The organism is Kribbella sindirgiensis (assembly GCF_004331435.1).
GTDB lineage: Bacteria > Actinomycetota > Actinomycetes > Propionibacteriales > Kribbellaceae > Kribbella > Kribbella sindirgiensis.
This window is the reverse complement of the sequence record NZ_SJKA01000003.1, coordinates 102,502-126,052: the sequence shown is the minus strand read 5'-3', so window position 1 is coordinate 126,052 and position 23,551 is coordinate 102,502. Positions and strand designations below refer to the sequence as shown.

The 23,551-nt window shown below is 68.8% G+C and carries 24 protein-coding genes; 11 read left to right on the top strand and 13 right to left on the bottom strand.

Annotated features, from left to right (window positions below; translation table 11 throughout):
* Positions 1 to 84: 84 nt before the first annotated feature.
* Positions 85 to 558 (top strand): endonuclease domain-containing protein, encoded by a 474-nt coding sequence (locus E0H50_RS43735; protein WP_238150857.1) that lies wholly within the window; start codon positions 85 to 87, stop codon positions 556 to 558.
* Between the two features lie 105 nt (positions 559 to 663).
* On the opposite strand, the gene E0H50_RS09025 is transcribed toward E0H50_RS43735, so the two are convergent.
* The 5 genes from E0H50_RS09025 to E0H50_RS09005 are packed head-to-tail and all read right to left on the bottom strand — an operon-like array spanning position 664 to position 6,595.
* Positions 664 to 2,304 (bottom strand): DNA repair helicase XPB, encoded by a 1,641-nt coding sequence (locus tag E0H50_RS09025; RefSeq protein ID WP_131286177.1) that lies wholly within the window; start codon positions 2,302 to 2,304, stop codon positions 664 to 666.
* Positions 2,305 to 2,359: 55 nt separating this feature from the next.
* The gene (locus E0H50_RS09020; RefSeq protein WP_131286176.1) at positions 2,360 to 3,010 is read right to left on the bottom strand and encodes a DUF6000 family protein; all 651 of its coding nucleotides are present in this window, start codon (positions 3,008 to 3,010) and stop codon (positions 2,360 to 2,362) included.
* Positions 3,007 to 5,289 (bottom strand): helicase-associated domain-containing protein, encoded by a 2,283-nt coding sequence (locus E0H50_RS09015; RefSeq protein ID WP_131286175.1) that lies wholly within the window; start codon positions 5,287 to 5,289, stop codon positions 3,007 to 3,009. Before E0H50_RS09015 ends, E0H50_RS09020 begins: the two co-directional genes overlap by 4 nt.
* Before the next feature lie 2 nt (positions 5,290 to 5,291).
* Positions 5,292 to 5,816 carry a kinase gene (locus E0H50_RS09010; RefSeq protein WP_131286174.1) on the bottom strand — a complete coding sequence of 175 codons (525 nt, stop codon included), beginning with the start codon at positions 5,814 to 5,816 and terminating at the stop codon, positions 5,292 to 5,294.
* Positions 5,813 to 6,595 (bottom strand): GNAT family N-acetyltransferase, encoded by a 783-nt coding sequence (locus E0H50_RS09005; protein WP_131286173.1) that lies wholly within the window; start codon positions 6,593 to 6,595, stop codon positions 5,813 to 5,815. The genes E0H50_RS09010 and E0H50_RS09005 overlap by 4 nt, the downstream gene beginning before the upstream one ends.
* A 107-nt stretch (positions 6,596 to 6,702) precedes the next feature.
* Between E0H50_RS09005 and E0H50_RS09000 the strand changes: the two genes are divergently transcribed.
* Entirely contained in the window at positions 6,703 to 7,452 is a 750-nt protein-coding gene (locus tag E0H50_RS09000; protein ID WP_131286172.1) for an alpha/beta fold hydrolase, read from the top strand.
* Between the two features lie 17 nt (positions 7,453 to 7,469).
* On the opposite strand, the gene E0H50_RS08995 is transcribed toward E0H50_RS09000, so the two are convergent.
* From E0H50_RS08995 to E0H50_RS08980, 4 genes are read right to left on the bottom strand one after another with little or no spacing between them, the layout of a single operon-like run.
* Positions 7,470 to 7,835: a DUF427 domain-containing protein gene (locus E0H50_RS08995; RefSeq protein WP_131286171.1), complete on the bottom strand. Its 366-nt coding sequence runs from the start codon at positions 7,833 to 7,835 to the stop codon at positions 7,470 to 7,472.
* A 44-nt stretch (positions 7,836 to 7,879) separates the two neighbouring features.
* Positions 7,880 to 8,650 carry a metallophosphoesterase gene (locus tag E0H50_RS08990; RefSeq protein WP_238150856.1) on the bottom strand — a complete coding sequence of 257 codons (771 nt, stop codon included), beginning with the start codon at positions 8,648 to 8,650 and terminating at the stop codon, positions 7,880 to 7,882.
* A gap of 19 nt (positions 8,651 to 8,669) precedes the next feature.
* Entirely contained in the window at positions 8,670 to 9,905 is a 1,236-nt protein-coding gene (locus E0H50_RS08985; RefSeq protein WP_131286169.1) for an Nramp family divalent metal transporter, read from the bottom strand.
* Positions 9,906 to 9,965: 60 nt separating this feature from the next.
* Positions 9,966 to 10,571 (bottom strand): SIMPL domain-containing protein, encoded by a 606-nt coding sequence (locus E0H50_RS08980; RefSeq protein WP_238150855.1) that lies wholly within the window; start codon positions 10,569 to 10,571, stop codon positions 9,966 to 9,968.
* A gap of 92 nt (positions 10,572 to 10,663) precedes the next feature.
* Here E0H50_RS08980 and E0H50_RS08975 point away from each other — a divergent pair, with 92 nt between their 5' ends.
* Positions 10,664 to 11,599, top strand: a complete 936-nt coding sequence (locus E0H50_RS08975; protein ID WP_131286167.1) for a DUF6454 family protein — start codon at positions 10,664 to 10,666, stop codon at positions 11,597 to 11,599.
* Here E0H50_RS08975 and E0H50_RS08970 read toward each other — a convergent pair.
* Genes E0H50_RS08970 through E0H50_RS08960 form a run of 3 tightly spaced genes read right to left on the bottom strand, consistent with a single transcriptional unit; the run spans position 11,592 to position 14,113 of the window.
* The gene (locus E0H50_RS08970; RefSeq protein WP_131286166.1) at positions 11,592 to 11,969 is read right to left on the bottom strand and encodes a HEPN domain-containing protein; all 378 of its coding nucleotides are present in this window, start codon (positions 11,967 to 11,969) and stop codon (positions 11,592 to 11,594) included. The genes E0H50_RS08975 and E0H50_RS08970 overlap by 8 nt on opposite strands.
* Complete coding sequence (locus tag E0H50_RS08965) at positions 11,969 to 12,598, bottom strand: nucleotidyltransferase domain-containing protein (protein ID WP_131286165.1); 630 nt, start codon at positions 12,596 to 12,598, stop codon at positions 11,969 to 11,971. Before E0H50_RS08965 ends, E0H50_RS08970 begins: the two co-directional genes overlap by 1 nt.
* 57 nt (positions 12,599 to 12,655) lie before the next feature.
* Entirely contained in the window at positions 12,656 to 14,113 is a 1,458-nt protein-coding gene (locus E0H50_RS08960; protein WP_131286164.1) for a restriction endonuclease, read from the bottom strand.
* A gap of 154 nt (positions 14,114 to 14,267) precedes the next feature.
* Here E0H50_RS08960 and E0H50_RS08955 point away from each other — a divergent pair, with 154 nt between their 5' ends.
* Entirely contained in the window at positions 14,268 to 15,890 is a 1,623-nt protein-coding gene (locus E0H50_RS08955) for an AMP-binding protein (RefSeq protein ID WP_238150854.1), read from the top strand.
* Here the strand turns inward: E0H50_RS08955 and E0H50_RS08950 are convergent.
* Positions 15,826 to 16,986, bottom strand: coding sequence for an MFS transporter (locus E0H50_RS08950; protein WP_131286162.1), 1,161 nt, complete (start codon positions 16,984 to 16,986; stop codon positions 15,826 to 15,828). The genes E0H50_RS08955 and E0H50_RS08950 overlap by 65 nt on opposite strands.
* Positions 16,987 to 17,036: 50 nt before the next feature.
* Between E0H50_RS08950 and E0H50_RS08945 the strand changes: the two genes are divergently transcribed.
* The 7 genes from E0H50_RS08945 to E0H50_RS08915 all read left to right on the top strand — a co-directional run bounded on the left by E0H50_RS08945 (position 17,037) and on the right by E0H50_RS08915 (position 23,549).
* Entirely contained in the window at positions 17,037 to 17,465 is a 429-nt protein-coding gene (locus E0H50_RS08945) for a winged helix-turn-helix transcriptional regulator (protein WP_131286161.1), read from the top strand.
* Between the two features lie 129 nt (positions 17,466 to 17,594).
* A complete protein-coding gene (locus tag E0H50_RS08940; protein WP_131286160.1) occupies positions 17,595 to 18,851 on the top strand; it encodes an MSMEG_0569 family flavin-dependent oxidoreductase in 1,257 nt (418 codons plus the stop codon).
* Position 18,852: 1 nt separating this feature from the next.
* The gene (locus tag E0H50_RS08935) at positions 18,853 to 19,671 is read left to right on the top strand and encodes an amidohydrolase family protein (protein WP_131286159.1); all 819 of its coding nucleotides are present in this window, start codon (positions 18,853 to 18,855) and stop codon (positions 19,669 to 19,671) included.
* A gap of 16 nt (positions 19,672 to 19,687) precedes the next feature.
* A complete protein-coding gene (locus E0H50_RS08930; RefSeq protein ID WP_131286158.1) occupies positions 19,688 to 20,209 on the top strand; it encodes an MSMEG_0572/Sll0783 family nitrogen starvation response protein in 522 nt (173 codons plus the stop codon).
* 9 nt (positions 20,210 to 20,218) lie between these two features.
* Complete coding sequence (locus E0H50_RS08925) at positions 20,219 to 21,271, top strand: MSMEG_0568 family radical SAM protein (RefSeq protein WP_131286157.1); 1,053 nt, start codon at positions 20,219 to 20,221, stop codon at positions 21,269 to 21,271.
* A complete protein-coding gene (locus tag E0H50_RS08920; RefSeq protein ID WP_238150853.1) occupies positions 21,268 to 22,716 on the top strand; it encodes an MSMEG_0567/sll0787 family protein in 1,449 nt (482 codons plus the stop codon). Before E0H50_RS08925 ends, E0H50_RS08920 begins: the two co-directional genes overlap by 4 nt.
* On the top strand, positions 22,716 to 23,549 hold the full coding sequence (locus tag E0H50_RS08915; RefSeq protein WP_202868073.1) for a carbon-nitrogen hydrolase family protein: 834 nt from the start codon (positions 22,716 to 22,718) through the stop codon (positions 23,547 to 23,549). The genes E0H50_RS08920 and E0H50_RS08915 overlap by 1 nt, the downstream gene beginning before the upstream one ends.
* Positions 23,550 to 23,551 lie beyond the last annotated feature (2 nt).

The window sequence follows — 23,551 nt, the reverse complement described above, 5'->3', positions numbered from 1 at the left end:
GTTCTGCATTGGGCGAACGTCAGTTCGCCCGAGCGGCGGGACCGAATCACCTCCCTGCCCCGCACTGTCGTCGACTGCTGTCGCATGCTTCCGTTCGCCGAGGCGCTGGCAGTCGCCGATGCTGCACTCGCGACCACTCGTCTGCATTCCGAGGAGCTGCTTGCCGAGGTGTCTGCGATGCGGGGTCCCGGCTGCCCGAACGCTCGCCTGGTCGCCGCCGCGGCCACCCCGCTCGCCGGGAGTTTCCTGGAGTCGATCCTCCGGGCGCTCCTGATCGGCGCGGGCGTCGACGGCTTCGAACCGCAGGTACTGGTGTCGCACGACGGTTTCCACGCCCGAGTCGATCTTGGACATCGCCCTGCCAAGTTGGCGTTGGAGGCCGAGGGCTTCGAGTTCCACGGTTCGCGACGGGACTTCGCGGCCGACTGCTACCGGTACGACGAGCTGAACGCGGCCGGCTGGCTGGTGCTCCGATTCACCTATGAGCAGATCATCGGCGACCCAGCCTGGGTTGTCGCCACCGTCCGCGCAACCCTCGACCAGCGGGTCGGCGCGTGAAGTCCGGCAGCTCGACAGTACGTATACGGCCACTGCGGCGAAACGCTCGGTCGGCTGAGCGTGGTGGGCGGCCGACCGAGCGAATACCTCCTGTCGAGCTGCCGATCAGGCGAAGAGGTTTTCGGCGTCGACGATGGTGTAGGCGTAGCCCTGTTCGGCGAGGAAGCGCTGGCGGTGGGCGGCGAACTCGGCGTCGATGGTGTCTCGGGCGACGATGGAGTAGAAGCGGGCGGTTCGGCCGTCGCCTTTGGGGCGGAGGACCCGGCCCAGGCGCTGGGCTTCTTCCTGGCGGGAGCCGAAGGTGCCGGACACCTGGATCGCGACCGATGCCTCGGGGAGGTCGATGGAGAAGTTGGCGACCTTGGAGACCACCAGCCGCTTGATCTCACCGGTGCGGAAGGCCTGGAACAGCCGCTGCCGTTCTTTCACGGTCGTTTCGCCCTTGATCACCGGGCACTCCAGGCGTTCGCCGAGCTCGTCCAGCTGGTCGATGTACTGGCCGATGACGAGCAGCGGCTCGTCGGCGTGGTGCTCGGCGATCCGCCGGACCAGCTTCGACTTCGCCGGGGTGGAGGCGGCCAGGCGGTAGCGGTCCTCGGGCTCGGCGGTCGCGTACACGAACCGCTCGGTCTGCTCGAGATCCACGCGGACCTCGATGCAGTCCGCCGGCGCGATCCAGCCCTGCGACTCGATGTCCTTCCACGGTGCGTCGTACCGCTTGGGGCCGATCAGCGAGAACACGTCGCCTTCGCGGCCGTCCTCGCGGACCAGCGTCGCGGTCAGTCCGAGCCTGCGACGGGTCTGCAGGTCCGCGGTCATCCGGAAGATCGGCGCGGGCAGCAGGTGCACCTCGTCGTACACGATCAGGCCCCAGTCGCGCGCGTCGAACAGCTCCAGGTGCGTGTAGACGCCCTTCCGGCGCGTCGTCATCACCTGGTACGTCGCGATCGTCACCGGACGGATCTCCTTGCGCGCACCGGAGTACTCGCCGATCTCCTCCTCGGTGAGGCTGGTGCGCTTGAGCAGCTCGTCCTTCCACTGCCGCGCGGACACGGTGTTGGTGACGAGGATGAGCGTGGTCGCGGACGCCTGCGCCATCGCGGCCGCGCCGACGATCGTCTTGCCGGCGCCACAGGGGAGTACGACGACACCGGAGCCGCCGTGCCAGAACGAATCGGTCGCCTGCTCCTGGTACGGGCGCAGCTCCCAGCCGTCCGTCACCAGGTCGATCTGGTGTGCCTCGCCGTCGACGTACCCGGCCAGGTCCTCGGCCGGCCAGCCGAGCTTCAGCAGGGTCTGCTTGAGATGCCCGCGCTCCGACGGGTGCACCAGGACGGTGTCGTCGTCGAGCCGGGCGCCCAGCATGGGCTTCACCTTGTTGCTGCGCAGCACCTCTTCCAGCACCGGCCGGTCGGTCGTCACCAGCACCAGACCGTGCTGCGGGTGCTTCTCCAGCCGCAGCCGCCCGTACCGGTCCAGCGTCTCCGCGATGTCGACCAGCAACGAGTGGGGGACCGGGTACCGGCTGTAGCGCAGCAGTACGTCGATCACCTGCTCGGCGTCATGCCCCGCGGCCCGTGCGTTCCACAGGCCCAGCGGTGTCAGCCGGTACGTGTGCACATGCTCAGGCGCCCGCTCCAACTCAGCGAACGGCGCAATGGCCTTCCGGCACTCACCAGCGTCCGCATGCGCCGTCTCCAGCAACAAGGTCTTGTCCGACTGCACGATCAAAGGACCGTCCGACACCCGCAACTCCTATCCTCGCCCCGACCCTCCATTGTGCCTCGTCCCCCAAACGGGGCTAAGACCTGGCAGCTCGGCGCTCTTCCTTCATCTGCCGGCGTAACCCCGGGTTGCCCCCGGCGGCGAACACGACCTCGGCGCGGATCTGCTCCGCGTAGCCCGACAGGTCGTCGTCGGCAGAACCCGGCCAGCGCTCCCACGGACCGCCGTTGCCGAGGAAGCGCTGGGCGTGGGCGGTACCCAGCTGCTGATCGAGGTACAGGAGAGTGGCCAGCGCCTGGCCCTGGCGCTGGGTCTTGTAGCCCTCCGGCTCGACGGGCAAGGTGAGGGCGTGGTCGAGGTAGCCGGCGAGGATCAGCGCGTCGGCCTCGGTGCCCAGGCAGGCCAGCGGCGTGCAGAAGCTGTAGGTCCAGCCGTAGCCGCATGGCCGGCCGGCAAGCATGTCTTGTTCGATCCGCGGACGGAGGTCCGCGCGCTTCGCGGAGGAGATCAACCAGATCGCGGCCATGAAGGTGCGCCAGCCGCCGGCGTCCAGCATCAGGTTCAGGTCTTTCGCGGGTGCCAGCCGACCGCCCCACCGGAGGCGGAACTGGTACCACGCCTGCCGCGGTCGCGGCCAGATCCAGGCCCGGACGATCAAGGGCATGTAGCCGCCGTTCGGGGACCAGCGGAACATCGCCCAGAAGGCCCGGTTGTCGTCGTCTGTCATTCGACCGGGCGGGCGGTGGAGATTCGGTGGAGGGCGTAGGTGCGGGGGGTTTCGGTGGTGTCGTCGTACGCCGTCAGCCAGCCGTCGGCTACCCGGACGGGTTCTACGACGCGTTCGGAGGAATGGCCGTTGTGGTCGACGTAGGCGATCCAGGTGCGGGTGTGGGCCTCGGCGGCGTTGGTGAGGACGGCGATGGTTTCGGCGGGGGCGGCGGGTTCGATCAGGCCGTCGTCGCCGGGGCGTTCGGCGGCGATCCGGTCGCCGGCGCGGACCTTCTCGATGACCGCCTTCACCTGGTCGTCGGTCAGGTCGAACGCGCTCTCGTTGAAGTCCCGGCTGGTCCGTCGCCGCGGCGCCTCGCCCCGCCGCGGCGTACCGGTCACATGCAGCGCACCGTCGAAGGTCTCCGCCAGCGGAGCCAGCCCGGCGTCCCGCAACCGGCTGAGCACCATGTCCGGTGGTGACGGCGACACCACCACGGTCGGTGCCAATCGACGGAACCGCACGCCAGGCAGGTTCGAGTTGAGCAGCTGGGTCAGGACGTTCTCGTCATCACACCGCAGGTACGTCGACGCGGTTCCCAGCCGCAGTACGCCATGCCGTCGGGCAACGTCGTCGACCAGGTACGCCAACGGCTGAGGCACTGGTGTCCGTGAATGCTCTGCCAACCACGCGTGCAACTGCTCCGCGGTCCGCCCGAGGTCGAACGCACGCCGGACCGAGCTCTCGCTGAACCGGTAGACGCCCGCGCCACCGTCCGACTCGACGTCCGCCATCGCCGACAGCTCGTCCTGCACGGTCCGCACCAAAGGCCCAGGAGCCACTGCAGTGAGGTCAGCCTGCAGCAGCACCTCAGACACCGGCTCTGGCATCAACGGACTGATCGCCTCGGCCAGCTCGTCGGCAGTTGGCTCAGGTCCCAGCAACGGCTTGGCGTGTGCCGCCAGCGCACCTAGCCCGGTCAGCCCAAGCAGTGCGGCCTCTGACACGCTCCACTCGACCAGGTCGTCCCGGAACTGCCCACCGCGCCGTGGACGATGCCAAGCCACCCACATCACCACTGTCTCCGGTGCCGGCGCAGTACCCGCTCCAGCCTCGGCCAGGGCCTGCAACGCCAGCACCCGGATCTCCGGCGCCAGCAACCGCTCCAGGTCCGGTGCCAACGCGTTGATCAGCCGCTCTCGTGCAGCCGCAGTACTGCCCGTGCTGTCGCGCCGCCCGATCAGTCCGATCGCTCTGAGGCCGGAGAACCACGCCATCACGAGCTGAGCCCACCGATGCGCGAGGTCCAGCTCCAGCCAGTCGTCGTACGCACTGGTCGGCAGCCACAGCTCAGTGGTCCCTACTTCCACCGGAGCGACGAGCCCTGCTGCGTATGCCATCTCGAGCACCGCAGCAGCGGTCTGCTCTTCCGCACCGATCTTTCCGGCCAGGCTGCGCACCTCACGGACGCCAACGCCACCAGTGCGCAGTACCGGCGGCGGCTCGGTCCCCAGCTGCTCCAAAGCTCGGTCAACCAGCCGCACCAAGTCGAGAGCAGCACCAGCCGCAGCTCGGTCAGCGATAGCGGCCGACACCTTCTTACCGGCCAGCGGCGGAGGTACCGGACGTGTCGACGCCAGCACCCGCCCGCCCCGCAGGTGCAGGCCGATCTGCCGCGGCAGCACGACCGTGTTCGCGTCCTTGGGTACGACGAGACCGCGCGCCAGCAACCGCTCCACCGGCGTCCGCGCCGACGCGATCGTCACGGGTCTGTCGGCCTTCTCCACGGAGCCGGTCGGCGGACCCCAGGTGAGCTTGTCGAGTACGGCGCGCGCGTCCGGGCCGGCGTCGTCGATCAGCTTGTCCAGATCGCCGAAGTGCCGTGTCGTAGTAGGACCGAGCCCCGCGGGCGTCGGGCCGAGCAGTTCGTGCACCGCGCGGATCGGCCGCAGGTCGTCCTCGGTACCCCAGACCAGAGCGAGGTCCAGCAGCTCGGCCACCCGCGGCCGGACCACCTCCTCCGGCTGGTCCACACCCTGCGCCAACGACTCCAGACCCACGGGCTCCGGCAGCGCGGACAGCGCCTCCAGCAGGTCCACACCGAACTCGTCCAACCGGTTGATCGCCCGCGCGGCCGACGCGTTGCTGGTGACACGCGCAGCCAGCTGCCCGGTGTCCGCAGGAATCGGCTGCGCCAGGTCAGGACGCCGCCGCAGCAGCTCACCGAGCGCGGCGTCACCCCAGCCCCGCAACGCCTCAGCGAGGGTACGGGGGCGGGTCGGCTCGGTCGTGCTCATCCCTACAACGGTACGGGATCTGCCCCAAGGTCGGTCAGGATCTTCGCGACGGTCTCGTCCAGTGCACTGCCGGGGCCGATCACGGTCTGCTCGATCCCGTCGAGTACGTCGTGCTCCCGGTACCAGTCCTGCATCACGTCCGGGCCGAACTCACGCCGGTTGTCCCGGGTCCCGTGCCGTACGACGGTCTCCGCGAACGGGATGTCGAAGTAGTAGTGCAGCGTCGTCCCGCGGTGGTCGGACGTGAGCTGCCGCAGCATGTCGCCGTACCGGCCGGCGTCCAGGATCCCCTCGAGGATCACGTCGTACCCGTGGTCGAGCGCGTAGCGGACGTTCAGGTCGATCAGCCCGATGTTGACGCCACCCGGGACGTCGCGCTCGCGGAGCAGGATCCGCCGGAGATGGTCCTGCTCGACCCACGCCGTACCGCGGCCGAGACGTTCACGCAGAGTCCGGGCGGTGGTCGACTTGCCGGAGCCCGAGTTCCCGCGCAGTACGACCAGACGGGTACTGGGGCTCCCGGTCACTCAGCTGCTCCGGCGTGTCCGATCCGGTGGAAGCCGACGCCCTCGTAGACCGCTGCGACCGCGTCCGACTCGGCGGACAGCAGCACCAGGTCCACGCCGTTGTCCAGCGCGTGATCGACCAAAGCCGAGGTCACTGCGGCAGCAAGACCGCGGCGACGCATGGAAGGCAGTGTGCCGACGCCGACGATCTCCGTGGTGGAGTCGACCGGCTGGTGAGTACCGCTGGCCACCATCCCTTCGTCGGTGAACGCACCGGCCGTTACCGACACACCTCGCAGAGCTCTGCTCTGCAGTGCCAGGACCATGTCGGTCGACATCTCGGCAGCCGCGGAGTCCCTCTCGGCCGGTCCGGCCTTGCCGACGCCCGTGCCCGGTTCACTGAACGCGAGTCCGGCGACCGCACGCGCCTGCCGGACCAGCTCCTCGTCAGCGGAGAGGATCTCGCAGCGAGCATCAGCCACGGCTGGGCGGAAGTCAGCGCGCTCCAGCACCAGCAACGGGTGCTCAACAACAGTGAGGCCGGCTGCGGCCGCAGCATCGCCTAACGAGGGACAGGTCTCCACGACCCACTCGAAGCTCAGTGGGATCCCCAGCTCGGCACACCGCGCGCGCACCAGCTCAACGTCGGCCGGCTCGATCTTCACGTCGGCACCGGGCACCGGTCGCGCGTAGTACGGCCAGACCGTCGTACTGCGGAACAGGGCGAACGGCCCGACCTGTTCGGCGACCGAACCGGACAGCGGGACCCTGTGGAGGTAGTCATCAACTCTGGTGATCATCGCGAAGCAGTGAACCACCCGGATAGCCCACGCGCCACCACATATGTCGAAGCGGCCGGAACGGCTCCGACGTCACCACGTCAGCAACGACGACGGAGGAGCAGCAGATGGAGAAAGTGACGTCCGCGGACGGTACGACGATCGCCTACGACCGCCTGGGCAGCGGGCACCCACTGATCCTGGTCGGGGGAGCACTGTGCGATCGGCACGCGCTCCGGCCGCTGGCCGACGAGCTGGCGAACCACTTCGACGTCGTGACGTACGACCGCCGCGGCCGCGGTGACTCCGGTGACAGCACGCCGTACGACGTTCAGCGCGAGGTGGACGACATCGCCGCGCTACTGACAGCTGTCGGCGGTACGGCGGCCCTCTACGGCCACTCGTCCGGTGCGGGACTGGCGGCGATCGCAGCGAGCCGGCTGCCGTTCACCAAGGTCGTGCTGCACGAGCCGCCGTACGGACCGGACGACGTGGACCCGTCGGACGACGGTGAGCAGGTGCTCGAACTCATCCGCGACGGCCAGAACCGGGAGGCGGTCGAGCTGTTCCTGCTGATGACCGGCATGCCCAAACCGGAGGCGTTGCAGGTGGCAGCCGCTCCGGGCGTGGCCGAGCTGGCGCCGACGCTCGCCTACGACTTCGCCGTCATGGGCCACGAAGGCACCACCCCGGTCGCCACGCTCCGGGCGATCACGCCGCCGACCCTCGTGATCGCCGGCACCGCGACCGCGCCGTTCATGCTCGACGCCGCGCACCGCATCGTCGCGATCCTCCCGAACGCGACCCTCACGGAGCTACCCGACCAGAGTCACGTCGTACCGCCGGAAATACTCGCTCCGGTGATAGGGCGTGTCTGATGGTTCCCCGCCACGCCCTAGGGGATGATCTCGATCGACACCTTGTCGGGGTAGAACGCGAGGTGGTTGCGGATGTCGGCGACCGCGTCGTACGGCTGCTCGTACGTCCAGACCGCGTTCTCCAGGTCCGGGAGGATCGAGTAGTACGACGCGTCGCCCTTGTACGGGCAGTAGGTCTGGTGCTCGGTGCGCTCGAGCAGCGTGAGGTCGACGTCGCCCCGCGGGATGTACTGCACCGCGGGGTAGCTCGCCTCCTGCAGCGACAGCGCGTCCCGGGTGTCCGCGATGACCTGGTCGCCGACCTTCACGACCACACGGTCCGGGTTCTTCTCCACGGTGATCGGATGGTCCGGTCCGGGAATCTTCACAGTCTTCTCCGCCATAACCGCTGACAACCCCGCACAGGCCCGGCCCATTCCCGCGCCGGCTACTCGGCGGTGAGCTCGACCACCAGGCACGGGCCGCCGTCGAAGGCGCCGCCGTCGATGCCCAGGGCGAGACCGTCGGCGTACAGATGCGGGCCGGTCAGGAACTGCGGGTCGATGCCGAGCTGGTCGGCGACGATGCTGTGGCCGTGCACGATCCGGCGGCCGCCGAGGTGCTGGAGCAGGATCCGGGCCACTTCCGGGCCGCTCGGGCCGCGGAACGCGTACCGCGACGTCGTCCGGCGCCAGATCTCCCACCACACCTCGATGTCGTCGGTGTGCAGCTCGGCGCCGGCCGCCGCGTTGATCTGGTCGATCGTGTCGCCCCACTCGACGTACTCGGCGGTGTCGGAGTGCATCAGCAGCTGGTCGGCGTCCAGGGCGAGCAGCGGCTGGTCGAGCAGCCACGCCACGTCGTCGTCGGTGAGCAGCTCCTGGTCGCGGTCCTGACCGCCGTTCAGGGCCCAGGAACGCTCGAAGCTGCGCAGCGTGATGCCGTCGTGCGGGACGAACGTGTCGGCGAACTTGTACATCCCGAGCGCCAGGATCTCGTGGTTGCCGAGCAGCATCCGGATCGCGCCGACGGGCGCCTGGCCGATCAGGCCGCGAACGTACCGCAGGACGCCGATACCGTCCGGGCCGCGGTCGAAGAAGTCGCCGAGGAACCACAGCCGGGTGTCCTCGCTGCCGGCCCAGTTGCCGTCGGCATCGGTGAGGCCGGCGGCGTGCAGTGCGGCAGTCAGTTTCTCCAGGTGGCCGTGGACGTCGCTCACGGCGAACACCCGCGTCACGTCATCCCCGAACGGTCAGCACGATCAGTACGACGTTGAGGGCCGTGACGGCGGTGGCTACCAGGCATGCCGCGAGAGTAGTCGCCTTCCGGTTGACCAGGTCACCCATGACGCGACGTGTTGCGGTCAATCTCACCAACGGCCACAGCGCGCACGGGATGCCGAAGCTGAGCACGACCTGTGAAACCACCAGTGCGCGGCTCGGGTCGATGCCGATCGCAAGGATCAGCAGTGCGGGGATCAGGGTGATCAGGCGCCGGACCGGGAGCGGGACGTGGCGTTTCCAGAAGCCGTCCAGGATGACCGAACCGGCGTACGTCCCGACCGAGGAGGACGCGAAACCGCTGGCCAGCAGCGCGAGCGCGAACAGCAGGGCCGGCAGCTGGCCGAGCCGGTCACCGATCGCGACGTGGGCGGCGTCGAGGGAGTCGGCTCCGGTGCCCTTGAGTGCGGCTGCGGCCAGCACGACCATGGCCAGGTTGACCGCTCCGGCCAGCGCCATCGCCACGGCCACGTCGACCCGGGTGGCGCGCAGTACGCGGGACTTGCCGCTGTCGGAGCGGATGGTCTTCCAGTGCCGGTCGGTGACCAGTGCGCCGTGCAGCCAGATCGCGTGCGGCATGACGGTCGCGCCGAGCATCCCGGCCGCGAGGACGAGTGAGTCGGTGCCGTCCAGCCGCGGGACCAGTCCGCCGACCACACCGCTCGCGGACGGCTCCGACTTGATCGTCGACACGACGAAGCCGACCAGGACGACGGCGAGCAGGCCTATGATCGCGGCCTCGAAGGGCCGCTGGCCGCGCTTCGACTGGTAGATGAGCAGCGCGAACGAGACGATGCCGGTGATCACGCCGCCGAGCAGCAGCGGGATGCCGAACAGCAGGTTGAGCGCGATCGCGCCGCCGACGACCTCGGCCAGGTCGGTCGCGATCGCGACCACCTCGGCCTGCGCCCACAGCCCGGTCGAGGTCGACCGGCGGAAGTGGTCACGGCACAGCTGCGGCAGGGTCCGTCCGGTGGCGATGCTGGCCTTGGCCGCCAGATACTGCACCAGGACGGCCATCAGGTTGGCGCCGACGACCACCCAGCACAGCAGATAGCCGTACGTCGCACCGGCGGCGATGTTGGTGGCGAAGTTGCCCGGGTCGACGTATGCGACAGCAGCGACGAACGCCGGTCCGAGCAGTAACAGCCCGGACCGACTCAGTTGCCGCCGTAGCGGAGCCGGTGCGTACATGAGAGCAGTCTGTACGACGCCGCCGACAACGCAACCCCTGTGCTCGTTTTGAGACGCGCGTTACGCCCAGGCGAAGTGCACCTGGAGGGACACCACGACGTTCTGGTCGTCGGGCACGATGTTGATGGCCGAGTCGTAGGCCTTGGACGTGGACAGCCGGGCCTCCGGCCCGAGCGGCGTGTGGGCGTTGTTCTCGGAGATCGCGGTCACCGAGCCGAGTGAGAACCCGGCCAGGCCGGCCAGGTGCGCGGCCTTCGTCTTGGCCTGCTGGAACGCCAGCTCCCGGGCCTGGACCAGCAGCTCGGTCTTGTCCTCGATGTCGAACTGCAGCCCGTGCAGCGCGAGACTGTTGCCGACAGCATCCACGGCCGCGTTCAGCAGCGCGCCGAACCCGGTCAGGTCCTTCGTCTCCACCAGGACCGTGTGCGACGCCCGGTACGCCGGGTCCGTGCCGGGCTCCCGGTACTCCTGGAACACGTTCACCGAACTGGTGCCCAGCTGCGACTCCTGGACCCCCTGTGCCCGCAGCGCCGCGATGACCGCGTCCGTCCGCTCGCCGACCGTCGCCACAGCAGCCGCGACGTCCGGTGCGACCTGCTCGACGCCGAACGTGACGCGCAGGATGTCCGGCGTACCGCTGACCTGTCCTGACCCGACAACACTCACCCCTGTGTCCATAACGGCCAGTTTGGCATCACCTGCAAGTCACCTGGGCATCTCACACTGCAGCATCGACTTTCGAGCTGAGGAGACCGTCAATGCGCAGACGACTGCTGACCGTTGCCGCCCTGGCCGGCGTGTTGTTCACCGGCCTGACCACCGCCCAGGCCACCGGTCGGGACTCTGACGTCACGCGTGCGTTCCAGGCCACCAGCCGCAGTACGGCGTGGACGCTGGCGCAGCGGGTGCCGTTGAAGTTCCCGACGTACCACCCGCAGGGTTTCGCGATCGTCGGGGACCAGATCTTTCTGAGCAGTGTTGAGGTGCTGGAGGCGCCGGTGAAGTACCCGGTGCCGGTGGACGGGTACGACCGGACCCCTGGCAAGGGAATCGGGCACCTGTTCGTGCTGGACCGGCAGGGAAACCTGAAGAAGGACATCCGGCTCGGCGAGGGTACGGCGTACCACCCGGGCGGCCTGGACTTCGACGGGAAGGACCTGTGGGTACCGGCCGCGGAGTACCGGCCGAACTCGCGGGCGATCGTCTACACGGTCGACCCGAAGACCTACCGGGTCACTGAGCGTTTCCGGGTGAAGGACCACGTCGGGGGAGTAGTACGCGACCGGACGACCGGCCAGGTCCACGGGGTGAGCTGGGGCTCCCGCACGCTCTACGACTGGACACCGACCGGTAAGCAGCTCGAAAAGGTCGCCAACGAGTCCCACATCCTCGACTACCAGGACTGCGACTACGCCGCCCGCGGCAAGCAACTGTGCGGCGGAGTCACCACACTGCCCGGCCCCAACAACACGTCGTACGACCTGGGCGGCCTAGCCCTCCTGGACCTCCGCACGAACCGCATCCTCCACGAGATCCCCTTCCCCTACTTCTCTCCCACCACCAACCACAACGCCACCCGCAACCCAGTAGCCCTCGAAACCACCCCCACCAAACTCCGCCTCTACACAGCCCCCGACGACGGCGAAAACCCCGGAGGCACCGAGATCCAGATCTACGAGGCCCCGCTCAAATAAGTGTCATGCTCTCCGCCGTATCCAGTAGACGGGCCGCCCAGTCGATGCTCTTCGTCGCATCGGCCGCCGACACCGAGCTGGCCTGGTACTGCGACCTCGACTTGAGCTTCAGCAGCCGGGACAGCGTCGCGCTGCTGTCCCGGCCGGCCGCTCCCGCCCTCTTCAATTCCACGACTGCTTCCGTGTGGTTGTCGGACTTGCGAGTGTGGCCGGTCAGCGCAAGGCAGATCGCGTCCTTCGAGTTGATGCCTGAGGTGACGGCATTCGAGGCTGCGGCGTTGTAGAGCTGAAGATCGTTGGTCAGCTGGGCCGCTTCGAGGAACTCCCGAGCCTTTGTCAGGTGTGCACGGGCGTCGTCGATTGCGGGCACTAGCCGGCCTTCCGGTAGAGGATCTGTCGGGGTGTGCTGCCGGCGATAGGTACGGCGTCCCGGCGCAGCTCGGTCACCAAGCGCTCGCCGTGGTTGATCAGGTCCTGCACCTCCTGGGCGCTGTACTCGACGACCTCGCAGGAGTTTCCGGACCAGAGGCTTGCGTGTGCGGACAGGGTGTCGACCTGCTCGAGCCAGCCAGGGTCTGAATCGTCAACGTCGTCCGGCCTGACGATCAGCAGGTCGAGATCGCTGTCGGTTCCACCCTGACCGCGCGCGGTCGAGCCGAAGAGCCAGATCGCCTTCGCCGGCACGGCCCAGGATTTGGCTTCTGCCTTGATGCGATCGAGCAACAACTGCCGCAGCCGGGCGAGTTGGTCGATCGCCGGATACGCCACGTGCTGCCGGTTGAGGGTGTAGAGCCGCGCCCGGCCGGCGGGCTCGGCGATCACCACGCCGTTGCTCACCAGATCGTCGAGAACTCTCTGTACGCCGCTGGGACTTGCATGTGACCGCAGCAATCCGGCGAGAGCTCGTCCGGTCATCGGCCGCTCGGTCCGCGCGAGTACGCCGAGGACACGGCCGTGCAACCCAGGAACGACGCTCGACATCGGCTCGGGGAATTGCATCGTTGCCACCTCCGATTGCCCACTATATCAGGCATATGCCCACTTTTTAGGGCATAGTCAGCTAGCGCGGGGGATGATTCGGGCGGGGATGTTGTGGTGGTGGCAGAGGGACAGTAGGGCGGTGCCGTCGATGAGTTGGAGGGGTTTGCCGTTGGCGAACTGGTAGCTGGTGGGGCCGAAGCCGGAGGTGGTGATGAGGATGCCTTTGGTGGCGCCGGCGTCGAGGACGGTGCCGAAGAGGTCGCGGACGGCGGAGGGTGGGACAGTGCGGGTCCAGAGCTTCGCCTGGACGACGAACTTGCCGCCAGTGATCGGGCGGGGGTCGTAGGCGACGCAGTCGATCCCACCGTCGGTGCCGCGGCGGAACAACCTGGTCTCCAGGCCCATCCGTGTGAGCAGGTTGTGCACCAGGTGCTCGAAGGACTCGGGGCTGAGCTCCAGCAGGTTGGGGCGGGCGTCGATCTCGCTGATCACGTCCACCGCCTCGACGGTGCGCGGGTCGGTCAGGTCGAACTCCAGCACCGGCTCCACCGGCTGCAGCTCCTCCGGGTGCCGTGACACCTCCGCAGCGAAGTAGTGCCGTACACAGGCCACAGGGTCGAGCTGGTCCAGCACCAGAGCCTGGTACTGCTCCCGTGTCGCCCGCAACGTGATGAGGCACGGCCGCACGGTCTGCCCCGTCGTGAGGTCCACCGACTCGACCACCCCGTTGAACACGACCGTCTCGACCACGCCGTACCTGTCACTCCCGAAGACCAGGTGCAGCGCCCGCAACGCCAGCTGCGCCACCAGCTGTTGATACAGCCGTCGCAGCTCCACCTGGTCCCGCGGAACGGCCAGCACTGCATCCAGCGAGCGGTCGTAGCGGTACGACGCTTCAGCCGGTACGACGCTGACGTCCGGGAGATCCCACTCCACCGCGAGCAGCGTCGACTCCGGGACGTACCCGACCCGGCGCCGGCGGGGAAAGTCCAGTGGCTCGGGTACCCGGTCCAGCGCCTTGGTGAAGTACCGCGTCACGGCTGCTCGGTCGTGGTTCTCCACCGCGTGCTCGTACGCGTCGACGCGCGCGTGCTGTTCCGCGGTCGCCTCGTCGAGCCGGCGCTGGTGCTCGACCTGTTCACGCAGAGCGCGTGCCACCCGCTCCCGGCGGTTCTCCTCAAAAGCACGGTGTCGTTCGATCGCCTCCGCGAACCGGTCCTCCGCATCGGCGAGTCGACGCGCGAACCGCCGCTCGGCACCCCACCAGCGAAACGGCGGGTGGGGCACGAACGCATCCCAGACGGGTCCGGGATGCGCCTCGAGATCGGCCGGCGACACGGTCGGCGGCGCCCGTCGCGGTGCCCGTTTCAGGCTCTGCAGATCGGTGCCGTGGACATCGACGGCCAGCGCGTCGGCCAGGATGCCGTTCAGAGCCTGGACGCGTTCCTGCACCGCAGCGGTACGTTGCGCCGCCTCGGCAGTCCGCCCCGGCGGTCGGTCGCTGCGGGCGTGACCTTCCATCGATCGGCCCATCGCCTCACACCTCTCTCCGCCAATGTAACGGTCCAACCACGCTCCGCGACCGAAAGTGACAGAGAGTTGGTAAGGACATTGCTTGCCGTCCATCCCCTGTTTCCAGCCGCGCGTGCTCTTGCAGAGGCATCTGGGCGGCGTGAACATGGCAACCATGAGCCTGCCGTCGTACGCGTCCGGGGTGTCCGAGGTTCCGTTGCTGGGCGAGACGATCGGCGCGAACCTGAGACGCACGATCGGCACGTACGGCGACCGGGAAGCCCTCGTGGAGGTCCAGACCGGAAGGCGCTGGAGGTACGACGAGTTCGGCGCCGAGGTCGAACTGGTCGCGCGCGGCCTGATGGCACGCGGGATCGCGAAGGGCGATCGGGTCGGCGTCTGGGCCCCGAACCAGGCCGAATGGACGATCACGCAGTACGCCACCGCGCTGATGGGCGCGATCCTGGTGAACATCAACCCGGCGTACCGCACCCACGAACTGTCGTACGCGCTGAACCAGTCCGGCGTCCGGCTGCTCGTCTCCGCGACCGAGTTCAAGACGAGCAACTACCGCGCGATGGTCGACGAAATAAAGCCCAGCTGCCCCGCGCTCGAGGAGACGATCTACCTTGGCACCGGCGACTGGGACGCGCTCCGCGACGACGCGGCGCGGATCGCCGTCGACGAGTTGCACGCCCGCGAGGCGGAGCTGTCCTTCGACGACCCGATCAACATCCAGTACACCAGCGGTACGACGGGATTCCCGAAGGGCGCGACCCTCAGCCACCACAACATCCTGAACAACGGCTTCTTCGTCACCGAGACGATCGCGTTCACCGCCGACGACCGGCTGTGTATCCCCGTGCCGTTCTACCACTGCTTCGGCATGGTGATGGGCAACCTCGGCTGCACCACGCACGGCGCGTGCATGGTGATCCCGGGGCCGGCGTTCGACCCGGCCGCGACGCTCAAAGCCGTGCAGGACGAACGGTGCACCGGGCTGTACGGCGTACCGACGATGTTCATCGCCGAACTCGGGCTACCGGACTTCGCTGACTACGACCTGACGTCATTGCGGACCGGGGTGATGGCCGGATCGCCGTGCCCGATCGAGGTGATGAAGCGTTGCGTCGCCGACATGCACATGGCCGAGGTCGCGATCTGCTACGGCATGACCGAGACGTCGCCGGTGTCCACGCAGACGCGGCGCGACGACGACCTGGATCGCCGTACGTCGACGGTCGGGCGGGTGATGCCGCACGTCGAGGTGAAGCTCGTCGACCCTGCGACCGGGCTGGTCGTCGAGCGGGGTGAGCCCGGCGAGCTGTGCACCCGCGGGTACTCCGTGATGCTCGGGTACTGGGACGAGCCGGAGAAGACCGCGGAGGCGATCGACGAGGCGCGCTGGATGCACACCGGTGACCTCGCGACGATGCGGGCGGACGGGTACGTGAACATCGTCGGCCGGATCAAGGACATGGTCATCCGCGGCGGCGAGAACGTGTACCCGCGGGAGATCGAGGAGTTCCTCTACACGCACCCGTCGATCGCCGACGTCCAGGTCATTGGCGTGCCCGACGAGAAGTACGGCGAGGAACTCTGCGCCTGGATCAAACTCAAGCCCGGCGCCGACCCGCTCGACGCGGCAGGCGTTCGCGAATTCGCCACCGGGCGGCTGGCGCACTTCAAGATCCCGAAGTACGTCCTGCTCGTCGACGACTTCCCGATGACCGTCACCGGCAAGATCCGCAAGGTCGAAATGCGCGAGAAGTCCGTCGAACTCCTCGGACTGAGCTGACCAGACTTCCGGCTCCGAAGGCCGCACCGAGCCAGCAGACCGCGGTCCAGCCGGCGCGCTCGTACAGCGCCGTGGAGGCGATCGCGCCCACACCGCTGCCCAGCGAGTAGAACACCATGTAACCCCCGATCAACCGGCTGCCCGCGTCCGGGCGGTAGATCCGGCTCTGGTTGGTGACGTGAATCGCCTGTACGGCGAGATCGAGCAGCACCGCCCCGATCGCCAGCCCTACCAGGGAATGCGCCGTGGCCGCCCAACTCGTTGCCAACAGCACCGAACCGGCGATGGTGACGACCTGCCCGTGCCCGCGATCGGCCAGCCGCCCGGCCGGTCCGGCGGCGAGTGCGCCGGCGGCACCGATGAGACCGAAGGCGCCGATCTCGGTGTGCGACAGGCCGTGTTCGGTGAGCGGGAGAGCGATCGAGGTCCACAGCGTGCTGAACGACGCGAAGACGAAGAAGGCTCGTACGGCGCTTTCGCGGAACGGAGGTTCCCGCCAGAGGTCGACGGTGGACCGCAGTAACGCGCCGTACGTCAGGCCAATGCCGGGTTGCCGGGCCGACCGGGTGAAGAACGTGGTGATTGCGAGGCAGACAATGCAGGCGATCAGGTAGACGGCCCGCCAGCCGAGGAGGTCGGTGAGGATGCCCGAGGTGGTCCGCGCCAGCAGGATGCCGATGACGATCCCGCTCGTGATGGTGCCTACTGTGCGCCCGCGATGGGCGGGATCGCTGAGCGCGGCGCCGTACGCGACCAGGGACTGGGTGACCACGGCGAGCGCACCGACCGCGGCCAGACCAACCAGCAGCATCGCGGCGTTCTGGGCGACACCGGTGACGAGCAGCGCCAGCGGCAGCAGCGCGAACTGGGTCTGGATCAGCCGGCGACGGTCGAGGAGATCGCCGAGCGGGACGAGCAGGAACAGCCCGAGCGCGTAGCCGAGCTGCGTAACGGTCACGAACCCGCCGACCGTGCTCGGCCCGACCCCGAGGTCGGTGCCGATGGTCACGAGCAGCGGCTGCGCGGCGTAGACGGTCGAGACCGCGACACCGGCCGCGATCGCGAGGGCGATCCGTTGGCGGACATTTGGTTGCATGTTGCTACCGTAAGAGGATTTGGTAGCATGTTGCAACCAGGAGGTGCGGGATGGTCAAGCGGACCAGGTTCGACGGTGAGAGCTGCCCGGTGGCGCGGTCGGTGGACGTGGTCGGTGATTGGTGGTCGCTGCTGATCGTGCGGGACGCGTTCGACGGCAGCCGCCGGTTCGGCGACTTCCAGCGCAGCCTCGGCGTTGCGAAGAACATCCTCAGCGCGCGGCTCCGAGGGTTGATCGACAACGGCATCCTCGAGCACACCGACGCCGACTATGTCCTGACCGCGAAGGGCGAGGCACTCTTTCCGGTGATCGTCGCGCTGCGCCAATGGGGCGAGGCCTTCGCCTTCGAGCCCCGCGAGCCGCATTCCGAACTACTCGATCGCCGCGACGGCAAACCCCTGCGGCCGCTGGAGATCCACGCCGCCGACGGCCGGTCGATCACCCCCGCCGAGACCGAGGTGCGCAAGCTCGACCGGTAATGCGTGGTTACACACGCGAAACCCGGGGCGGCGATTCGGAAACCTGAGTTTGTTCCGGAGGCAATTGCACGGCAATCGGGCGGTCCTTCACTGGATGTCATCCAGTAGGACCGAAGCCCGGGAGCCGACATGCAACTCACCGACGGTGCGCATCTTCCCGTCGTCGTGGTCGGCGGCGGGCAGGCCGGGCTGGCGACGAGCCGGCATCTGGTCGCGCAGGGCCTGGATCACCTTGTTCTGGAGGCGGATCGGGTCGCCGGCGAGTGGCGCAACCGGCGGTGGGACTCGTTCTGCCTGGTGACTCCGAACTGGCAGTGCCGGCTGCCGGCGTTCCCGTACGACGGCCCGGACCCGGACGGCTTCATGGTCCGCGACGAGATCGTCGCGTACCTCGAGGCCTACAGTCGTTCGTACGACGTACCGCTCGTCGAGGGCGTCCGGGCGACGCGGCTCGAAGCCGGGTACCGGATCGCCACGTCCGCGGGGACGGTCACCGCTGACCAGGTGGTGGTAGCGACCGGTCCGTACCAGCGGCCCCGGATCCCGCGGCTCGCCGAGCGGATCGACGTACCGCAACTGCACTCCTCGCAGTACAAGAATCCTGGCCAGTTGCCGCCCGGCGAGGTCGTCGTGGTCGGGACCGGTCAGTCCGGCTGCCAGATCGCCGAGGACCTGCACCTCGCCGGACGCACCGTGCACCTCGTCACCGGCAGCGCTCCGCGGGTCGCCCGGTTCTACCGCGGGCTCGATGTGGTGGCCTGGCTGGACCGGATGGGCTACTACCGCAAGGGAATCGACGAGTTCGACGACGCCGAGGCGGTGCGGTTCCGGGTGAACCACTACGTCACCGGCCGGGACGGCGGTCGCGACATCGACCTGCGGAAGTTCGCCCTGGAAGGGATGCGGCTGTACGGCCGGCTGGTCGACGCGGACCAGGCCACCCTGCGTTTCGCCGCCGACCTGAAGGAGAACCTGGACCACGCCGACGCGGTGTCCGAAGGTATCAAGGACACGATCGACGCGTACATCGCGGCGCAGCGAATCGAAGCGCCCGAAGAGCCGCGCTACCACCCGGTCTGGGAGCCGGCCGACCCGTCTGAAACCCTTTCACTACAAGGGATCGGCGCGATCATCTGGAGTACCGGGTTCCGCCGGGACGACAGCTGGATCCACGTGCCGGTGTTCGACGGCCGCGGGTACCCGACCCATCGGCGCGGAGTGACGAGCGTGCCGGGCCTGTACTTCATCGGCCTGCCCTGGCAGCACACGTGGGGATCCGGACGTTTCGGTGGCGTGGCCGACGACGCGCAGTACGTCGTCGAACGCATCGTTGAGCAACGAGCCGGAGTGCACTGGATCGCCGGCAAACATCGGACGGTGGCCTGAGATGCCCGTCCACGACGCCCACCGCCACCTCGGCGTACTGCCCGCCTATCCGTTCTACGGCGGGCCTCCGGTCAACCCCGACGTCACCGCCCGCGCGACGATCGACGAGCTGATCGCCGATCTGGATGCCGAGGGCACCGAACGCGCCCTGGTGATCCCGAACTACGGCGTCCCCGATGTCGCGGTGTCGTTCGGCTTCAACGAGCTCGTGGTCGAGGCGGCGGCCCGCGACGACCGGATCCGCGCCGGCCTCTGGGTCTCACCGCGACCGCAGGACGCCGAGCTCACCGCGAAGGCGCTGACGCTGGCGACCGAACCCGGCGTACGGGCGCTCAAGCTCAGCTTCCTGCTCGGCGGCCACCCGACCGACGACGCCGTCCGCCCGCAACTCGACGAGATCTTCGACACCGCCAGGGCTCACGGGCTCGTTGTCCATGTCCACACCTCACCCGGCGCCGCGTCCGACATCGACCATGTCGGCCACCTGGTCGAGACGTACGCCGACGACGTGCCGCTGCACCTGGTCCACTTCGGCGGCGGGATGAGCGGCCACATCAAGCTGATCGGCTCCCGGTTCTTCGACTGGATCGAGGCCGGGAAACGGATCTACACCGACCTGTCCTGGGCGATCGGCTTCGCCCCGGGCTGGCTGGCCGCCGAGATCGAACGCCGCGGGACCGGGCACGACCGGGTGCTGTTCGCCAGCGACCAGCCCTGGGGCGACCACGCGGGCGAGTACGCCAGGATGCGCGCCGCCATGGGCGACGGCGAACTCGGCGAGCACGTTTTCCACCGCACCTTCTCCCACCTGTACGACTGACCCAAGGAGTAACGAGATGCCCGAAACCGCCGAACTGACCGAGCTCGAGACCAAGAGCCTGGAGGAGATCCCGCATCCCTCGCTGCCGCAGGGCTCCAGCATCTACGGCGGCACCAAGGTGTTCCCGGACTATCAGGCCGAGGACGGCGAGACCTACTTCACCCTCGTGCACGGCATCGCGCACGAGTCGTCGGTGAGCTTCGTCGCGATCCTGCAGGCGACCCGTGCACAACGGAAGGGCTTCGAGTCCGCGATCTACTTCTACGGGCCGGGATCGCTGAACTGCCTGGCCACCCGCGGCTTCCCGACCACCGGCAACTCGGCCTTCCCCGGCGAGCACAACATCAACGAGTCGCTGAAGACCTTCATCGCCGAGGGCGGCAAGGTGTACTGCTGCCGATTCGGCCTGTCCCTGCACGGCGCCCGCGAGGAGGACCTGATCGAGGGCGTCATCCCGACCCACCCGCTGGACGTGCAGGACGCGTTGATCCACTACGCCCGCAAGGGCGCCATCATCAACTCGACGTACATGTTCTGAGGAGTCGTCATGAGCCTGGCCACCAGAGCTGAGATGGCTGTGTACGGCGTTCAGGTGGATGCGCCCGTCCGTCGCAGCAAGGGGGCCGGGCCCAGCGACGACGGGCACCTGGTCGTCGACGGCGCCAACGCGACCCTCCCGATCGTTGCCGACAGCCCTTATCAGGTTCGGGACGGTGCGGTGTTCCGCAACGGCCTGAACCTGGGCCTGTCGGTCGAACCGGTTCGCCGGCCGCGGTTCTACGACCTGACCACGGCCGATGGCGTGCCGTACCAGCAGATCGCGTTGCTGCACGGCAAGGACGTGCTCGCGACGACGGTGGTGCAGACCTGCATCCGGTACGACGAATCGACGCGCTGCCGGTTCTGCTCGATCGAGGAGTCGCTCCGGGCCGGTGCGACGATCGCCGCGAAGACGCCTGCTCAGCTGGCCGAGGTCGCCGAGGCGGCGGTCCGGCTGGACGGCGTCACCCAGATGGTGATGACGACGGGCACCACGACCGGCCGCGACCGGGGCGCCCGCAACCTGGTGCGGTCGGTTCGAGCCGTACTCGCGGCAGTACCTGGTCTGCCCATCCAGGTGCAGATCGAGCCACCCGGCGACCTCTCCGTCCTCACCGAGCTCCGCGACGCCGGTGCGACCTCGATCGGTATCCACGTGGAGTCGCTCGACGACGCCGTACGACGCAAGTGGATGCCGGGAAAGTCGACGGTGAGTCTGGCCGAGTACGAGGCGGCGTGGGACGAGGCGGTGCGCGTGTTCGGTCGCAACCGGGTGTCGACGTACCTGCTGATCGGTCTCGGCGAGGATCCGGACGAGCTGGTGGCCGGGGCCGGGCGGCTGATCGAGCGTGGGGTGTACCCGTTCGTCGTACCGCTGCGACCGATGCTCGGAACGCTCGCGCGGGCCGACGGGGTGGTGGCGCCGGAGCCGGCGCTGGTTCGGGACATCACTGCTCGCGTGGCCGCGTTGCTCGCCGACGCGGAGATGCGTGGTGCGGACCAGGGCGCCGGGTGTGCCGCGTGCGGTGCGTGCAGTCTGTTGTCGGCGGCCGGCGCATGAGTACGACGGTGGCGCAGACCGCCGGCGTGATGCGGGCGGCGGATGTACGGGCGTTGCTCGGCGATCCGCCTCCGGCCTTCCTGATCGAGGAGGCGGACAGGGCGGCCAAGCAGGCGTACTACGCGCTGAGGTGCCGCGCCTTCGTGGAGGAACAGGGTTTGTTCGATCGGACCGACCTCGACGAACGCGACGAGGACCCTCGCACGATCGTCCTGGTAGCGCGCGACACCCGCGGCGAGGTGATCGGCGGCGTCCGCCTGGGTCCCGCCACCGCCACCGCCGACATCGGTTGGTGGCAGGGCGGCCGCCTGGTCACAGCCCTTGCGTCCGAACAACTGGCGAGATGTCCCGCCACTTCTTCGGACGCAAGTGAGGTTGTGAGGCGGCCGGTGGGAGTGGGGGCGGCGTTGGTGCGGGCGGCGTGCGCGCGGGCGGAGGCGGCGGGTGCGTTGCGGTTCGACGCGACCGTGCAGCTCGGCACACAGCGGTTCTTCGAGCGGCTCGGGTGGGAGACGGTACGGCCGGTGCTCGTGGCGGGTGTGCCACATGTTCTGATGCGCCGGCCGATCGACCGGATCGCGCGGTTGGCGGCGGCGACCAAGAGTTCGTTGGGCCCTTTGTTACAAGGGATCGGGCCGGCGGGGTTCGTCGGCGACGACGGTGCGCCGGTTCCGGGAAGCGATCTGGTGGCGGCGTGTGACGCGATTCTGCCGGCGATGGTCGAGCGCGATCCGGAGTGGGCCGGCTGGTGCTCCGTGCTGGTCAACGTGAACGACCTGGCCGCCATGGGCGCCGAACCGGTCGGTCTGCTCGACGCACTCGGCGCCCGCGACGCAGCGCAGGCGACCAGGGTGCTGGCCGGGCTGAAGCGGGCAGCGCAGGCGTACGGCGTACCCATCCTCGGCGGGCACACGCAGCTTGGGGTTCCGTCGGCGTTGAGTGTGACCGCGCTCGGCCGGACCGCACATCTGGTCGCCGGTGGCGGCGGGCGGGCGGGCCAGCGGCTGAGGCTGACGGCAGATGTCGGCGGTGGTTGGCGGCCCGGGTACGCGGGACGGCAGTGGGACTCGACCAGCCATCGGCGACCTGACGAACTGCGCGCAATGGTGGCCGCGGTCGGCGCGGCCCGTCCGGCGGCGGCGAAGGACGTGTCGATGGCCGGTGTTGCCGGGACGCTGGGCATGTTGGCCGAGGCGAGTGGCTGCGGTGCGGTGCTCGACGTAGCCGACGTACCGAAGCCTGAGACGGCCTCGATGGGCGACTGGCTCACCTGCTTCCCCGGCTTCGCGATGCTGACCGCCGGACCGCAGGAGCTCGACGCCGGGCCCGCCGTCAGCGCGGTGTGCGGCGAACTGACCACCGGGCAAGGCGTCGCACTGCGTTGGCCGGACGGAGACGTCACCCAGGCGTTGAGCGCCGGGGTGACCGGGATGGGAGCAGCGTGATGCTCAGGATGGCGGCAGTGGCCGCGAACTTCGACCGCGATCTCGAAGCCGACTTCGCCCGCGTCGCGGCCCTGATCGAACAGGCCCGCGAGGCCGGCGTCCAACTGCTCGCCCTGCCCGAAGGCGCGCTCGGAGGCTACCTGCTGAGCCTCGACGGTACGGCGGAACCGCCGCCCGCGTTCACCGTCGACGGACCCGAGATCGCTCGCCTCGCGCGCTTGGCCGGCGATCTGGTCGTCACCGCCGGGTACGCCGAAGCGGACGGCGGACTGATCTACAACAGCGCGGTCTGCGTCACGGGTGACGGCGTACTCGGGCATCACCGCAAGGTCCATCAACCGCTCCGGGAGGACGAGCACTACGCGGCCGGGGACCGGTTCGAGGCCTTCGACACACCGGTCGGGCGGCTCGGCCTGATGATTTGCTACGACAAGGCGTTCCCGGAGGCGGCCCGGACCCTGGCGCTGGACGGGGCCCAGATCATTGTCTGCCTCTCCGCCTGGCCGGGCGCGCGGACGAACCCGGACCCGGACCTCGCGAAGGACCGGTGGAAGCGGCGGTTCGACCTGTTCGACCGAGCCAGAGCCCTGGAGAACCAGGTGGTCTGGCTGTCGGCCAACCAGTCCGGGATGTTCGGCTCGCTGCGGTTCGTCGCGAGCGCGAAGGTGGTCGACCCGGGCGGCGAGATCCTGGCCGACACCGGGGTGACCGAAGGAATGGCGATCGCCGAGCTGGACGTCGAGCAGGCGCTCGAGCTGGCCCGGCGGTCGATGGGCCATCTGCGGGACCGGCGCCCGGAGACGTACGGATCGCCTGAGCTTGCGACGGTCTGACC

What these genes read in the sequence shown, in the direction of transcription:
- E0H50_RS43735 (WP_238150857.1), top strand. Translation starts at nt 85, where the DNA reads ATGCTTCCGTTCGCCGAGGCGCTGGCAGTCGCCGATGCTGCACTCGCG.
- E0H50_RS09020 (WP_131286176.1), bottom strand. Translation starts at nt 3,010, where the DNA reads ATGACAGACGACGACAACCGGGCCTTCTGGGCGATGTTCCGCTGGTCC.
- E0H50_RS09015 (WP_131286175.1), bottom strand. Translation starts at nt 5,289, where the DNA reads ATGAGCACGACCGAGCCGACCCGCCCCCGTACCCTCGCTGAGGCGTTG.
- E0H50_RS09005 (WP_131286173.1), bottom strand. Translation starts at nt 6,595, where the DNA reads ATGATCACCAGAGTTGATGACTACCTCCACAGGGTCCCGCTGTCCGGT.
- E0H50_RS09000 (WP_131286172.1), top strand. Translation starts at nt 6,703, where the DNA reads ATGGAGAAAGTGACGTCCGCGGACGGTACGACGATCGCCTACGACCGC.
- E0H50_RS08995 (WP_131286171.1), bottom strand. Translation starts at nt 7,835, where the DNA reads ATGGCGGAGAAGACTGTGAAGATTCCCGGACCGGACCATCCGATCACC.
- E0H50_RS08985 (WP_131286169.1), bottom strand. Translation starts at nt 9,905, where the DNA reads ATGTACGCACCGGCTCCGCTACGGCGGCAACTGAGTCGGTCCGGGCTG.
- E0H50_RS08975 (WP_131286167.1), top strand. Translation starts at nt 10,664, where the DNA reads ATGCGCAGACGACTGCTGACCGTTGCCGCCCTGGCCGGCGTGTTGTTC.
- E0H50_RS08965 (WP_131286165.1), bottom strand. Translation starts at nt 12,598, where the DNA reads ATGCAATTCCCCGAGCCGATGTCGAGCGTCGTTCCTGGGTTGCACGGC.
- E0H50_RS08960 (WP_131286164.1), bottom strand. Translation starts at nt 14,113, where the DNA reads ATGGGCCGATCGATGGAAGGTCACGCCCGCAGCGACCGACCGCCGGGG.
- E0H50_RS08955 (WP_238150854.1), top strand. Translation starts at nt 14,268, where the DNA reads ATGAGCCTGCCGTCGTACGCGTCCGGGGTGTCCGAGGTTCCGTTGCTG.
- E0H50_RS08950 (WP_131286162.1), bottom strand. Translation starts at nt 16,986, where the DNA reads ATGCAACCAAATGTCCGCCAACGGATCGCCCTCGCGATCGCGGCCGGT.
- E0H50_RS08945 (WP_131286161.1), top strand. Translation starts at nt 17,037, where the DNA reads ATGGTCAAGCGGACCAGGTTCGACGGTGAGAGCTGCCCGGTGGCGCGG.
- E0H50_RS08940 (WP_131286160.1), top strand. Translation starts at nt 17,595, where the DNA reads ATGCAACTCACCGACGGTGCGCATCTTCCCGTCGTCGTGGTCGGCGGC.
- E0H50_RS08935 (WP_131286159.1), top strand. Translation starts at nt 18,853, where the DNA reads ATGCCCGTCCACGACGCCCACCGCCACCTCGGCGTACTGCCCGCCTAT.
- E0H50_RS08930 (WP_131286158.1), top strand. Translation starts at nt 19,688, where the DNA reads ATGCCCGAAACCGCCGAACTGACCGAGCTCGAGACCAAGAGCCTGGAG.
- E0H50_RS08925 (WP_131286157.1), top strand. Translation starts at nt 20,219, where the DNA reads ATGAGCCTGGCCACCAGAGCTGAGATGGCTGTGTACGGCGTTCAGGTG.
- E0H50_RS08920 (WP_238150853.1), top strand. Translation starts at nt 21,268, where the DNA reads ATGAGTACGACGGTGGCGCAGACCGCCGGCGTGATGCGGGCGGCGGAT.
- E0H50_RS08915 (WP_202868073.1), top strand. Translation starts at nt 22,716, where the DNA reads ATGCTCAGGATGGCGGCAGTGGCCGCGAACTTCGACCGCGATCTCGAA.